A 14616-nucleotide genomic window follows, 5' to 3' on the forward strand; every position below is an offset into this window, starting at 1 on the left:
TTTAGTCTGCTTCTCCCGTGCGCTGTTCGGTCACTCTGACCACCTCTTCCCAACTGGTGATTCCGGCCAGCACCTTGTCCCGCCCGGCATCCCGCAGAGTGGTGTAGTCCGCCCCCAGCTGCTGAATCAGCGTTAATTCATTTTCTCCCCGGTGGATGGCCATGCGCACCCGATCGTCAACCCGCAGCAGTTCATGGATCCCGGTGCGTCCGCGATAGCCGGTAAAACTACACTCCGCGCAGCCGACCGCCCGCCACAGCGGCGTTCCGCGGGCGATGGCCATTTGGCCGGCGGTTTGCGCATCGGCCGGCTGCGACTGGCGGCAGTGCGGGCAAAGGCGGCGCACCAGACGCTGCGACATGACGGCCAGCAGCGACGTGGAGAGCAAAAACGGCTCGACGCCCATATCCTGCAGACGCGAAATGGCCCCCAGCGCGCTGTTGGTATGGAGCGTGGAGAGCACCAGATGTCCGGTCAACGAGGCCTGCACGGCGATCTGCGCCGTCTCGCCATCGCGAATTTCCCCCACCAGCACCACGTCCGGGTCCTGGCGCAAAATCGCGCGCAGCCCGCGGGCAAAGGTCATCTCCACTTTGGTGTTGACCTGAGTCTGGCCGATACCCTCCAGCTCATATTCGACCGGATCCTCAATGGTCATGATATTGCGCTCCCGGGCGTCGAGCCGGCTGAGGGCGGCGTACAGGGTGGTGCTTTTGCCTGAACCGGTGGGGCCGGTAACCAGAATGATGCCGTGCGGGCGAGCCATCAGATCGTCGACCTGCTGCAACAGCGCGGGAGGCATCCCCAGGGTGAGCAGATCGAGGTTGACGCTGTTTTTGTCCAGCAGACGCAAAACCACGCGCTCGCCGTAACTGGAAGGCAACGTTGAGACGCGAACATCAACGGCGCGCCCGCCAATGCGCAACGCCATGCGCCCGTCCTGCGGAATGCGTTTCTCCGCGATGTCGAGGCTTGCCATGACCTTAATGCGGGAGATCAGCAGGGCGGCGAGGCGGCGCTGCGGGCGCAGGATTTCGCGCAGGACGCCATCCACCCGAAAGCGAATTTGCAGATGACGTTCGTAGGTTTCGATATGAATATCCGAGGCTTTTTCTTTGATGGCCTCGGTGAGCATGGCGTTAATCAGGCGAATGATCGGCGCATCGTCCTCGCTGTCCAGCAGGTCGTCGGTATCCGGCAGCTCTTCGGCCAGGGTGTATAAATCCAGCTCGTTACCGATATCGGCCATCATGCGCCGGGCTTCCGCGGAGTCCCGCTGGTAGCTCAGCACCAACAGCTTTTCAAACTCTTCAGCGGAGAGATGTTCAACGGCGATCGGCCCATCCGCGACCCGCCGCGCCTCCAGCAACGCCTGAGCGGGCGTGCTGCGCAGGCAGTGGACCCGAGAGGCCGCGCCATCGCTGAGCAGCACGATATTGTGGGCGCGGGCGTAGACGAAGGGCAGCAGCGGGCGGGACTCGGTTGCTGGCGTCATGGCTTGCCTCCCAGGTTGAAGGCATCGATGGCGGCGCTTATCTGGCGAAAAGCAACGGTGTCCTTCTGCGGGTAGATATGCAGCCGATCGTCACTCAGCAACGCCTCGTTGTTCTCTTTGCCGCGCTGTTTAGTCTGGGCTTCGTTAAAAGCGTTGTACTGGCCCGAAGAGGCCTGACGGTAGCTATCGCGATCGCGAATGATCGTCGGGCGGATAAACAGCATCAGGTTCCGTTTGGAGACTTTCTTGCTGCTGGAGCGGAAAAGGGCGCCGATAACCGGAATATCCCCGAGCAGAGGGACTTTATCCGCCGTATCGGTGACGCTTTTGTCCAGCAGTCCGCCGACCACCACCGTTTCGCCGCTGCCCACCAGTACCGCATTATTCACCGTCCGGGTGTTGAAGGTGGCCCCTAGATCGGAGCTGGTGCTGGAGGCGGAGTCGGCGACGCTGGAGACCTCCTGTTCGATCTCCAGCAGCACCGAATCGCCTTCGTTGATCTGCGGTTTGACCTTGAGCTTGATACCGACGGTTTTACGTTCAACGGTGTTGAAGATGTTATCCCCGGAGGTGGTTTGCGAGCCGCTGAGCACCGGGACTTCCTGGCCGACGTTAAAGGTGGCTTCCATGTTGTCGAGAGTGACAATGCTGGGGGTCGCGAGAATATCGTTTTTGCTGCTGCTGGAGAGCGCGGTCAGCAGCATCGCCCAGTTGCCTTGGTAAAACCCGGCGGCGATGCCGTTAAACGAGCTTAACGCGCTGGCAAGCGAAGTGGTGACCGTGCCGTCTTTGTTGTATTGATTGGCGCCGGCAATCACCGTCGACATCGGCAGACCGCTGTTGTTGAACTGGGTCATCCCGGCATTTTTGTTGGCCCACTGGACGCCGAGATTGAGGCCGTCGGCGTCCTGGACTTCGGCAATAATCGCTTCCACCAGCACCTGCGGACGACGAATATCCAGCTGGGCGATCACCCGCTCAAGATCGTTCATCACGTCCGGCGCGGCGGTGACAATCAGGGCGTTGGTCTGACCGTGGGCCTTGATAATGATATTTTTATCCAGCGCGGCCACCGGTTTCGCGCTCTGTTTGTCGCTCTGCAGAGTGCTGCTGATGCCGGTTAACACTTCCACCAGATCGGCGGCTTTGGCGTATTTGAGGTAGATGACTTTGGTATTGCCCTGGACCGCCTGCTGGCGGTCGAGCTGTTTAATCATGGTGATGATGCGCTGCCGCGAATTCGGCTCGCCGCTCACCAGTACCGAATTGGTGCGCTCGTCAGCGACTACGTTCGCCACCATCGAACCGGGAAGCGCGGATTTACTGGTGTCTTTGTTTAGCTCGGTGACCAGTTTGACTACGTCGGCGGCGGAGGCCCAGGATAGCGGGACCGTCACTACGCTGCGATCGCCCGCGTTATCGACGCGTTCGACAATGGTCAGCAGGCGTTTGATCACCGCGGCGCGTCCGGTCATCAGCAGGACGTTAGAGGGTTCGTAGTGCACCACGCTGCCCGCGCCGGCGTTATCGTTGAGCTGGCGCAGCAGCGGTGCCAGATCGCGGGCAGCCACGTTGGTCAGCGGAACCACGCGGGTCACGACTTCATCCCCTTCACCGGGGGCGGCATCGCTGGCGACCGGGACCGCGGCGGTTTTGGCATCTTTCGAACGTACCACTTTAAGCACGCCGTTATTCATATTGATAACGGCAAATCCATAGACATCCAGTACGCTGAGGAAAAACTGATAATATTGCTCTTCGTTGAGCATATCGTAACTACGGACGGTAATGGTGCCGCGTACGCTGGGATCAATGATGACCGTTTTATTCAGGTTCTTGCTGACGGTATTAATAAATTCCTGAATATCGGTGCCCTTAAAGCTGGCGGAGAATTCTTCCGCGTGCAGCGGCCTGAATAGCAGCGAACTGAATATCATCAGAGTGGTGAAAATCAGGCGGAAAATCGTTGTCTTTGCCAATTATTCATCCCTCAATGCTAAATAGATATCTTGTCGCTGGCCTTCGCGTTCGACGGTTAGCGTTATTTCACTGAGCTCCGGGAGCTGTTTTAATGCCTGCTGAGCCTGTTGCCGATCGCGAAGATCAAGCCCGTTCAAGGCGACCGCCAGATCGTTTTCATGTAAACCCGATTCACGGAAAAGCGTGGGGTCTTTGCCGGGATTAAGTCGATATCCGCTGAGCTGCTCGTTAACCATGACCGGGGAAATATTGAGGTAATTAAGGATATTTTGCGGCTGCTGGCGAATCTTGCTGAGTGGTGAATTAAGCGCGGTGTCAGGGGCGCCTGCGGCTTTCATCGAGCCGTCATCCGCGAGTAAAATCGCTTCATTTCTGCCCCGGTAGTTGACAATAATGCGATCGCGCAGAATCGCGATAATCCGGGCTTCATTACCCGGTGTGCTGTCGCCGGTCATCAGGCTAACTTGTTGATTTCCTTTTGCCATGATGACAATCGAACGAGCCGCGTCGCTGCTGGCGAGCAGGCCGGTAATCCGCAGTTTAAGGGACGAGAGCGGGGCCTGGTCAAGGCTCTCGTCATGGGCCGATGATTGCGGTTTTTTTTCTGCGCGACCGAATAGCGTGAATACCGGTAATTCCGTTTTTGGCGCCGGGATGAGCGGGGAGATCTCCGGCGCGTCATTCACCTCAATAGCCGGAGAGTATGCAGGGAGTATCATTCGCCAGCTTAATTTTGCCAGCTGTTGGCCAATCAGTAATAAGGTGACGAGCATGGCAATATGCGGTGCGTAATGCATGTATTTTTTATTTATTAGTGTTAACTGCATCACAGAAATATATCTTTTTATTCCGTTGCTCATTTTATTTCCCTCGAGGCGATACAGTACCCCTACCTATATTGGTGGGTGGTTTTTTTATATTGCGAGCTTTTATTGCGAGAAAGCGGATTTGTCGTCGTGAATCATAATGAGTTTCGCTATCCGGGTCGTCATTCCCTTTTTATTTTTACTCCCCCGGCCACCTACGCCCCCCCATTAATTGTTAATGGATGATTGAACCGGAGAAAACAAAAATATCTAATTGCGATGCTTTACAGATAAACATCTTTTCTTACCTTTCATAAATTATTAAGCATATTAGGGACTATCGAATGCTCAGATATACCTGTAATGCCCTATTCCTTGGCTCGTTGATTTTACTTAGCGGCTGCGATAATAGTTCTTCATCTTCTTCCTCTGGTTCACCTGATAACCCTGGCAATCCTGATAACCAGGATGTCGTTGTTCGTTTACCCGATGTGGCGGTTCCTGGCGAAGCCGTGATGGCGACGGCGAATCAGGCCGTTATCCATCTGGTCGATATTGCCGGGATCACCGGTACCAGCCCGGCGGATTACAGCAGTAAGAACCTGTATCTCTGGAATAATGAAACCTGCGATGCATTAAGCGCGCCGGTAGCCGACTGGAATGACGTCAGCACTACGCCGGCCGGTAGCGATAAATACGGCCCGTACTGGGTCATTCCGCTGAATAAAGAGAGCGGTTGTATCAACGTCATCGTCAGAGATGGCACCAACAAGTTGATCGACAGCGACCTGCGCGTGTCGTTTGGCGACTTCACGGATCGCACGGTATCGGTGATCGCGGGTAACAGCGCGATCTATGACTCTCGTGCTGATGCCTTCCGCGCCGCTTTCGGCGTGGCGCTTGCCGAAGCTCACTGGGTTGATAAAACGACGCTGCTGTGGCCGGCTGGCGAAGACCAGCCAATCGTACGGTTGTACTATAGCCACAGCAGCAAAGTGGCGGCCGATAGCGAAGGAAAATTTACCGACCGTTACCTGAAGCTGACGCCAACCACCATCAGCCAGCAGGTCAGCATGCGTTTCCCGCAGCTTTCAGGCTATGCGGCGTTTAAACTGCCGGATGACGCCAAAACGGATGAGTTGCTGCAGGGGGAAACGGTAGCCATTGCCGCCGCCGAGGACGGGATCCTGATTTCCGCCACCCAGGTGCAGACGGCGGGCGTACTGGATGACACCTATGCGCCGGCGGCGGAAGCGCTGAACTACGGTGCGCAGGTGAGCGACGGCGGAGTCAATTTCCGCCTGTGGGCGCCCACCGCGCAGCAGGTCGATCTGGTGCTCTACAGCGCGGATAAAAAAGTGCTGGCCAGCCATCCGATGACCCGTGACAGCACATCGGGTTCCTGGACGTGGCAGGGCGGTAGCGACCTGAAAGGGGCGTTCTATCGCTATGCGCTGACGGTTTACCATCCGCAGTCGCGCCAGGTTGAACAGTATGAAGTGACCGACCCCTACTCCCATAGCTTATCCACTAACTCGGAATACAGTCAGGTCGTTGACCTCAACGACAGCGATCTTAAGCCAGAAGGCTGGGATAGTCTGACGATGCCGCATGCCCAGAAAACCAAAGCCGATCTGGCGAAAATGACGATTCATGAATCGCACATTCGCGATCTCTCCGCCTGGGATCAAACCGTTCCGGCTGAACTGCGCGGTAAATACCTTGCGCTGACCGCCGGCGACAGCAATATGGTGCAGCATCTGAAGAAGCTCTCCGCTTCAGGCGTCACGCACGTTGAGCTGCTGCCGGTCTTCGATCTGGCGACGGTCAACGAGTTCAGCGATAAAGTTGCCGATATCCAGCAGTCGTTCAGCCACCTGTGCGAAGTTAATAGCGCGGTGAAGAGCAGCGAGTTTGCCGGGTATTGCACCAGCGGCTCCACCGTTGAAGAGGTGCTCAATCAGCTGAAGCAGAGCGATAGTCAGGACAATCCGCAGGTTCAGGCGCTGAACACCCTGGTGGCGCAGACCGACTCCTTTAACTGGGGTTACGATCCGTTCCACTATACGGTGCCGGAAGGTTCGTACGCGACCAACCCGGAAGGCACGACGCGCATCAAAGAGTTTCGCACCATGATTCAGGCGATCAAGCAGGATCTGGGCATGAACGTCATTATGGATGTCGTGTACAACCATACCAATGCCGCGGGACCGACTGACCGTACGTCAGTGCTGGATAAGATAGTCCCCTGGTACTATCAGCGTCTGAATGAAAGCACCGGCAGCGTTGAGTCGGCCACCTGTTGTTCGGATTCGGCGCCTGAGCATCGTATGTTTGCGAAGCTGATTGCCGATTCGCTGGCGGTGTGGACCACGGATTATAAAATCGATGGTTTCCGCTTCGACCTGATGGGCTATCACCCGAAAGCGCAAATTCTCTCGGCGTGGGATCGCATTAAGGCCCTGAACCCGGATATCTACTTCTTCGGCGAAGGCTGGGACTCTAACCAGAGCGATCGCTTTGAAATCGCCTCGCAGATCAACCTGAAAGGCACCGGCATCGGTACGTTCTCCGATCGTCTGCGTGACGCCGTGCGCGGCGGCGGCCCGTTCGATTCCGGCGATGCGCTGCGTGAAAACCAGGGGGTTGGCAGCGGCGCGGGCGTGTTGCCAAACGAGCTGACCACCCTGAACGACGACCAGGTTCATCACCTGGCCGATCTGACTCGTCTGGGGATGGCCGGTAACCTTGCCGACTTTATCTTGATCGATAAAGACGGTGCGGTGAAGAAAGGCAGCGAAATTGACTATAACGGCGCGCCTGGCGGCTATGCCGCTGACCCGACGGAAGTCGTCAACTATGTTTCGAAGCACGACAACCAGACGCTGTGGGACATGATTACCTACAAGGCCGCGCAGCAGGCTGACCTGAATACGCGCGTGCGGATGCAGGCAGTATCGCTGGCGACGGTGATGCTGGGGCAGGGGATTGCTTTCGACCAGCAGGGTTCTGAACTGCTGCGCTCGAAATCCTTTACCCGCGACTCCTACGATTCCGGCGACTGGTTTAACCGCGTGGATTATGCCATGCAGGACAATAACTTTAATGTCGGGATGCCGCGCATCAGCGATGACGGCAGCAACTATGACGTGATTTCTCGCGTTAAAGAGATGGTTGCCACGCCTGGCGAAGCGGAGCTGAAGCAGATGACCGCGTTCTACCGGGAGCTGACCGGGCTGCGTAAATCCTCCCCGCTGTTCACCTTAGGTGACGGCAGTGCGGTGATGAAGCGCGTGGATTTCCGTAATACCGGGCCGGATCAGCAGGCTGGTCTGCTGATCATGACTATCGATGATGGCGTGCAGGCAGGGGCGAGTCTCGATAGCCGGGTTGATGGACTGGTGGTAGCGATCAACGCCGCATCCGAGAGCCGGACTCTCAATGACTTCACCGGCGACAATCTGCAGCTGAGCACAATCCAGCAGGCAGCCGGTGACGGATCGTTGGCGAGCGGCGTGGAGATTGCGGCCAATGGCGCGATTACCCTGCCAGCCTGGTCCGTGGCGGTACTGGAAAAACCTCAGGGCGATGTCCAGGGGACAGGGCTGCCGGTGAGCAGTAAGTAACGCCGGGGCTTGTGCCGCTCTCTGCGAAGGGAGCCTGATAGCCCGGCAGACGTTGCCGGGCTATTGTTTTATGGGGAAAGGAGAGAGCGTGATCGTTTCTGATGACAAAGCGTGCCGTTTGCCCGCGTCCATTGCGCATGAGGGCGAACCGCCGGTGGTGATCGGACGCATGGTGCAGGTGCCGTATCCGATCGTGCCAGTCTATGCCGCACTGCTGATTGCCCTCGGCTGGTTTGCTGGCGAGCAGTGGCGCAATCCCCCTGTCACGTCAGCGTTGGTTGTGCCGGTGGCGCATGCGGCACTGGTGCCAATGGCTTCCTCAGCGCAAAAAGAGGCGAAGCCGGTAGCCGCTGCGGAACCTGAGAAAGTGAAAGCGAAGCCCGAGGCTATCGTTGATGAAGATAATCTGCCCGCGCTGCGCTATAGCGCGCATGTTTACGCGTCGTCGGCGGAGAAACGCAGCATCGTTTTAAATGGTCAGTCCTGGAAAGAGGGGGAGTCGCCGCTGCCGAATCTGGTGATTGAGCAAATTCAGCAGGATGTCACGCTGTTCAGTTTTAACGGTAAGACATTTACCCTTGCCGCTCTCGACGACTGGCCGGGAGGCATTATTGAAGATAGCCCTCAAGGGGAATAAAGCGGTATGAAATAAAAAACAGTAGGGCTATTTCGTCATTTTATTGACTGCGTAAGCTATCAATAAATGGCGCCAGCTGGCGATTAAACTGGCTGCATTTTGTGGTTTCCGGCGTACTGTCCTGCTGCAGTTGCTGATACATTTGCGTGCTGCGCTGGCTGAGCGTGGCGTAATCAATATTACCCCATCCTCTCTTTTTACCGACATTCCATGCCGCGCGGTCGATAGCATCATCGGAAGGAAGATCGCTACGGCTGCATTTGTTTTTCAGATAACGCGCGCCGGCGGCGACGGAAGAGAGCTGTTCCAGCTGCGCTTCGTTGCTGATAGTGGGGCTGAGCGTAGACGAACGGTTCTGCTGGCAACCCGCGAGAACGGCAATCATGAGCAGCGGAAATATAATGGAAGTTCGCATAATATATTAAACAGATCGGGTTAACTGGAGGACAGTTTAACAAATATTTCCATGCTGTCATCAGGAAATATTATTATAGATATTTGTTAAGGCGCTCCCGTTTTTATCGTCAAATGGCTTAATGTTTCTCTTTACTTCTTACCAGAATATTTGTTGTCACACTCACAATATAATATTCAACCAGCGCTGAGGTTTTTGTTTTTTATCGCTGCAGAGGTCCTCAGGCAGACCGCTGCGACGATGAACGGCGAAGGATATTTTTTATGTTATTAAAAAACATAATATTTTCGCTTTTGTTACGTCGTGAGGGAGTAAAATGCTGGTTAAGCCTGTCCCGGTTTAGTGCTATCCTGTGTCACCTGGACTATTTGTGCTATGTCCCAAAATTCTCGTCAGGCGATGTGTGTAACATGATGATTTATATTATGAATTCTCCAGGAGTGCATAAGCATACATCATGACCGCGCCCTGTGACGCGAAGCGCTGTGATACCGAGGTAGTGGCCTGCGGGTTGAGACCTCCGGGCGTGAATTTGAGAGATATCTTCTTCCTCTTTCAAGAGGAAGTATTGAGAATCAGGCTTTTACGCCTGAAAGTTGCGGAGAAAAAGCATGGCGGGAGATGACCGCGAGCCTATCGGACGTAAGGGAAAGCCCTCGCGTCCGGCAAAACAAAAAGTGACTCGTCGTCGGGTCCGGGATGAGGACTACGACGATGATTACGACGATGATGATTATGATTATGAGGATGAAGAGCCGATGCCGAAGAAAGCAAAAGGCAAAGGTAACAAGCCTCGGCGTAAACGTACCTGGCTATGGCTACTGTTCAAGCTAGGGATCGTGGTCGCGGTGCTGGTTGCCGCTTACGGTGTCTACCTCGATCAGAAAATCCGTAGCCGTATCGACGGCAAAGTTTGGGAGCTTCCGGCGGCGGTCTATGGCCGTATGGTGAACCTCGAACCGGATATGCAGATCAGCAAAAATGAAATGGTTCGTCTGCTGAATGCCACGCAGTACCGCCAGGTCAGCGCAATGACGCGCCCGGGCGAGTACACCGTGCAGGCCAACAGCATTGAGATGATCCGTCGTCCGTTTGATTTCCCTGATAGTAAAGAAGGGCAGGTGCGCGCGCGTCTGACCTTTGACGGCGATCATCTGGAAACGATTGAGAATATGGAGAACAACCGTCAGTTCGGCTTCTTCCGTCTCGATCCGCGGCTGATCACCATGCTGCAGTCGGCAAATGGCGAACAGCGTCTGTTTGTGAAGCGCAGCGGTTTCCCGGATCTGCTGGTGGATACGCTGCTGGCGACCGAAGACCGTCACTTCTATGAACACGACGGGATCAGCCTGTACTCGATTGGTCGTGCGGTGCTGGCGAACCTGACGGCCGGGCGCACGGTGCAGGGGGCCAGTACTCTGACCCAGCAACTGGTGAAAAACCTGTTCCTTTCCAGCGAGCGTTCTTACTGGCGTAAAGCGAACGAAGCCTATATGGCGCTGATCGTTGATGCGCGTTACAGCAAGGATCGTATCCTTGAACTGTATATGAACGAGGTATACCTCGGTCAGAGCGGCGACAACGAAATTCGCGGCTTCCCGCTGGCGAGCCTCTATTACTTTGGCCGCCCGGTGGAAGAACTCAGCCTCGATCAGCAGGCGCTGCTGGTCGGGATGGTGAAAGGCGCATCGATTTACAACCCATGGCGTAATCCGAAGCTGGCGCTGGAACGACGCAACCTGGTACTGCGTCTGCTGCAGCAGCAGAACGTGATCGATCAGGAGCTGTATGACATGCTGAGCGCGCGTCCGCTGGGCGTGCAGCCGCGCGGCGGCGTGATCTCTCCACAGCCGGCATTTATGCAGATGGTTCGTCAGGAGCTGCAGGCGAAACTGGGCGATAAGGTGAAAGATCTCTCCGGCGTGAAGATCTTTACTACCTTTGACTCCGTTGCGCAGGATGCGGCAGAGAAAGCGGCGACCGACGGCATTCCGGCCCTGAAGAAACAGCGTAAGCTACCGGATCTGGAAACCGCGATGGTGGTGGTTGACCGCTTTACGGGTGAAGTGCGGGCGATGGTCGGCGGTGCGGAGCCGCAGTTTGCCGGTTACAACCGCGCGATGCAGGCCCGCCGTTCAATCGGTTCTCTGGCCAAGCCGGCGACCTATCTGACGGCGCTAAGCTTGCCGAACCAGTATCGCCTGAATACTTCGATTGCCGATGCCCCGATCACCATCCGTCTGCCAAACGGTCAGACCTGGTCTCCGCAGAACGACGATCGTCGCTTTAGCGGTCAGGTGATGCTGGTGGATGCGTTGACGCGCTCGATGAACGTGCCGACCGTTAACCTCGGGATGGCGCTGGGCCTGCCGGCGATAACCGACACCTGGGTCAAACTGGGGGCGCCGAAAGATCAGCTGCACCCGGTACCGGCGATGATTCTCGGGGCGCTGAACCTGACGCCGATCGAAGTCGCGCAGGCGTTCCAGACCATCGCCAGCGGCGGTAACCGCGCGACGCTTTCGGCGCTGCGTTCGGTCATCGCCGAAGATGGTACCGTGCTGTATCAGAGCTATCCGCAGGCAGAGCGTGCGGTGCCGGCGCAGGCGGCGTACATGACGCTGTGGACCATGCAGCAGGTTGTGCAGCGTGGTACCGGTCGTCAGCTTGGCGCGAAGTATCCGGGCCTGCATCTGGCAGGGAAAACCGGGACCACCAACAATAACGTCGACACCTGGTTTGCCGGTATTGACGGCGGTCAGGTGACCATTACCTGGGTGGGTCGCGATAACAACCAGCCGACGAAACTCTACGGTGCCAGCGGCGCCATGTCTATTTACCAGCGCTATCTGGCTAACCAGACGCCGACGCCGCTGGTGTTGACGGCACCGGAAGACGTGGTGGATATGGGCGTGGACAGCAATGGCAACTTTGTATGTAGCGGGGGGATGCGTTCGCTTCCGGTCTGGACAACCACGCCGGATGCGCTGTGTCGCCAGGGCGAGCAGATGCAACAGCAGCAGCTGGAGCAGCAACAGCAGAACAATCCGTTCAATCAGTCCGGGCAGCAGCAGCCGGCGCAGCAGCAACAGCAGCAGCAACAGCCCGCGAAGCAGGAAAAGAGCGATGGCGTAGCAGGCTGGATTAAGGATATGTTCGGCGGTAACTGATCGTCGTCACCAGGCCCCCTGATACAGATGTATCAGGGGGCTTTTTTATTTCTGCACATTACTTAACAGTCACTTAACCCCACAATAACTGCCTGGTTATTATTTCGTCCTTCAGTCTCCAGCGCGGGGCATACCACTTGCCTTGTATTCTGCGTTTCGCCTATTATGCAACGGTCATAATAATAATTCTCGTTTACGTTATCATTCACTTTCATCAGAGATATACCCATGGCGCGTCCAAAAACTGCTCAGCCAAATCACTCGCTGCGTAAAATCGCAGTCGTAGTAGCCACGGCGGTTAGCGGCATGTCTGTCTATGCGCAGGCAGCAGTTGAACCGAAAAAAGAAGAAACCATCACCGTTATCGCGGCACCGGCCACCCAAGAGAGTGCCTGGGGGCCGGCGCCCACGATCGCTGCGAAACATTCGGCAACGGCGACCAAAACCGATACTCCGATTGAAAAAACACCACAGTCTGTCTCCGTCGTCACCCGCGCCGAGATGGACATGAAGCAGCCGACGACGGTAAAAGAGGCGCTGTCCTATACGCCGAGCGTCTTCTCCACCCGCGGCAGCTCTACCACCTATGACGTGGTGACCATTCGCGGCTTCACGACCTCCACAACGGTCAATACCAACCAGTATCTGGACGGCATGAAGCTGCAGGGGAATAACTATTCAGAAGTGTCGATGGACCCTTACTTCCTTGAGCGCGTGGAAGTGATGCGTGGACCAACATCGGTGCTGTACGGCAACAGCAACCCTGGCGGTATCGTCAGCATGGTGAGCAAGCGTCCGACGACCGAACCGCTGAAAGAAATTCAGTTCAAAATGGGTACCGATAATCTGTGGCAGACCGGTTTTGACTTCAGTGATGCCATCGATGATAACGGCGTGTGGTCATATCGACTGACCGGTTTAGGCCGCAGTCAGGATGCGCAGCAGCAGATGGCGAAATCAACTCGCTACGCGGTCGCGCCCTCCTTCAGCTGGCGTCCGGATGATAAAACCGACTTCACTTTCCTCAGTAACTTCCAGAACGATCCGTATGCCGGTTACTACGGTTGGCTGCCTCGCGAAGGGACCGTGGTGCCGTATTACGACGCCAACGGCAACGCCCATAAGCTGCCGACTGATTACAACGAAGGCGAGCCGGATAACAAGATGTCCCGCCGTCAGCAGATGGTCGGCTACAGCTTCTCGCATCAGTTCGATGACACCTTCACCGTGCGCCAGAACCTGCGCTATGCCGACGTGAAGACGCTGTATCGCTCCGTTTACGGTAACGGCTATTCGGCTCCGGGCCAAATCAACCGCGCCTATGTGCGTTCTGATGAACATCTCAATACGTTCACCGTTGATACGCAGCTGCAGTCTGACTTTGCCACCGGCGCGGTCAACCATACGTTGCTGACCGGCGTTGATTATTCGCGCATGCGTAACGATGTGAATGCTGAATACGGTTCTGCCGATTCAATCAGCATGAGCAACCCGCAATACGGTGATGCGAACGTCAACGTGAACTTCCCCTACGCGGTGCTGAACCGCATGGAGCAGACCGGCCTGTATGCTCAGGACCAGATGGAGTGGGACAAATGGGTGATGACGCTGGGCGGCCGCTATGATTACGCCATGGCTTCAACCCTGACGCGCTCTTCTAACGATCTCGCGGAAAACCACGATCAGCAGTTTACCTGGCGTGGCGGTATTAACTATCTGTTCGATAACGGAATTTCTCCGTACTTCAGCTATAGCCAGTCCTTCGAACCGGTTTCCGGCTCTTCCCGCGAAGGCAAGCCGTTCGATCCTTCCCGCGGCGAGCAGTATGAAGCGGGCGTGAAATACGTCCCGAAAGATATGCCGGTGGTGGTGACCGCGGCAGTCTATCAGCTGACCAAAGACAAAAACCTGACCGCGGATCCCAACGATCCGTACGGAATTTATAGCGTTCAAACAGGTGAAATTCGCTCGCGCGGTTTTGAGCTGGAAGCAAAAGCGGCGGTCAATGCCAATATCAACCTGACGGCGGCCTATAGCTATACCGATGCGGAGTACACCGAAGACACCGTATTCAAAGGCAAACGTCCGGCGGAAGTTCCGCGCAACATGGCGTCGCTGTGGGCGGATTATACCTTCCACGAGAGCGCGCTGAGCGGTCTGACGGTTGGGGCCGGGGCGCGTTATATCGGCTCGACGGTGAGCTACTACAAAAATGATACGGACACCGGGAAGAAAAACGACTCCTTCAACGTGGCTGGCTATGCCTTGATGGATGCCACGGTGAAATACGATCTGGCGCGTTTTGGTCTGCCAGGATCGTCTGTGGGGATCAACGTGAACAACCTGTTCGATCGTGAGTACGTATCCAGCTGCTACAGCGAATACGCGTGCTACTGGGGCGCAGGACGTCAGGTTATTGCGACCGGAACCTTCCGCTTCTAATCACTTACCGGGCGCGGTTCGCCGCGCCGTTCACCAGGTCGCCGC

General features: G+C 56.2%; 8 protein-coding genes. 4 read left to right on the forward strand and 4 right to left on the reverse strand.

The genetic code is table 11. The features are described 5' to 3' along the window. Position 1: 1 nt before the first annotated feature. The 3 genes from gspE to gspC are packed head-to-tail and all read right to left on the reverse strand — an operon-like array spanning position 2 to position 4335. A complete protein-coding gene (gene gspE / locus BV390_RS15285) occupies positions 2-1495 on the reverse strand; it encodes a type II secretion system ATPase GspE (protein WP_047664071.1) in 1494 nt (497 codons plus the stop codon). Beyond that, the gene (pulD, locus tag BV390_RS15290) at positions 1492-3432 is read right to left on the reverse strand and encodes a GspD family T2SS secretin variant PulD (RefSeq protein WP_085397087.1); all 1941 of its coding nucleotides are present in this window, start codon (positions 3430-3432) and stop codon (positions 1492-1494) included. Before pulD ends, gspE begins: the two co-directional genes overlap by 4 nt. A gap of 42 nt (positions 3433-3474) precedes the next feature. Then, positions 3475-4335, reverse strand: a complete 861-nt coding sequence (gene gspC, locus BV390_RS15295; RefSeq protein ID WP_032697287.1) for a type II secretion system protein GspC — start codon at positions 4333-4335, stop codon at positions 3475-3477. 290 nt (positions 4336-4625) lie between these two features. On the opposite strand from gspC, the gene pulA reads away from it, so the two are divergent. After that, entirely contained in the window at positions 4626-7907 is a 3282-nt protein-coding gene (pulA, locus tag BV390_RS15300; RefSeq protein WP_085397079.1) for a pullulanase-type alpha-1,6-glucosidase, read from the forward strand. 88 nt (positions 7908-7995) lie between these two features. Next, positions 7996-8544 carry a type II secretion system assembly factor GspB gene (gspB, locus tag BV390_RS15305; RefSeq protein WP_085397080.1) on the forward strand — a complete coding sequence of 183 codons (549 nt, stop codon included), beginning with the start codon at positions 7996-7998 and terminating at the stop codon, positions 8542-8544. 40 nt (positions 8545-8584) lie between these two features. On the opposite strand, the gene gspS is transcribed toward gspB, so the two are convergent. Beyond that, complete coding sequence (gene gspS / locus BV390_RS15310; RefSeq protein WP_032697290.1) at positions 8585-8959, reverse strand: type II secretion system pilot lipoprotein GspS; 375 nt, start codon at positions 8957-8959, stop codon at positions 8585-8587. 611 nt (positions 8960-9570) lie between these two features. Here gspS and mrcB point away from each other — a divergent pair. Continuing rightward, entirely contained in the window at positions 9571-12129 is a 2559-nt protein-coding gene (gene mrcB / locus BV390_RS15320) for a bifunctional glycosyl transferase/transpeptidase (protein WP_085397081.1), read from the forward strand. A gap of 228 nt (positions 12130-12357) precedes the next feature. Further along, positions 12358-14571, forward strand: a complete 2214-nt coding sequence (gene fhuA, locus BV390_RS15325; RefSeq protein ID WP_032689424.1) for a ferrichrome porin FhuA — start codon at positions 12358-12360, stop codon at positions 14569-14571. Positions 14572-14616: the final 45 nt, after the last annotated feature.

The organism is Klebsiella sp. YJ, assembly GCF_002108615.1.
In the GTDB taxonomy this organism is placed as follows: domain Bacteria; phylum Pseudomonadota; class Gammaproteobacteria; order Enterobacterales; family Enterobacteriaceae; genus Klebsiella; species Klebsiella planticola.

Bases quoted from the DNA above. Each gene is read 5' to 3' on its own strand.
- pulA (WP_085397079.1), top strand. From the start codon at position 4,626: ATGCTCAGATATACCTGTAATGCCCTATTCCTTGGCTCGTTGATTTTA.
- mrcB (WP_085397081.1), top strand. From the start codon at position 9,571: ATGGCGGGAGATGACCGCGAGCCTATCGGACGTAAGGGAAAGCCCTCG.
- fhuA (WP_032689424.1), top strand. From the start codon at position 12,358: ATGGCGCGTCCAAAAACTGCTCAGCCAAATCACTCGCTGCGTAAAATC.
- gspE (WP_047664071.1), bottom strand. From the start codon at position 1,495: ATGACGCCAGCAACCGAGTCCCGCCCGCTGCTGCCCTTCGTCTACGCC.
- gspS (WP_032697290.1), bottom strand. From the start codon at position 8,959: ATGCGAACTTCCATTATATTTCCGCTGCTCATGATTGCCGTTCTCGCG.
- pulD (WP_085397087.1), bottom strand. From the start codon at position 3,432: ATGATATTCAGTTCGCTGCTATTCAGGCCGCTGCACGCGGAAGAATTC.
- gspC (WP_032697287.1), bottom strand. From the start codon at position 4,335: ATGAGCAACGGAATAAAAAGATATATTTCTGTGATGCAGTTAACACTA.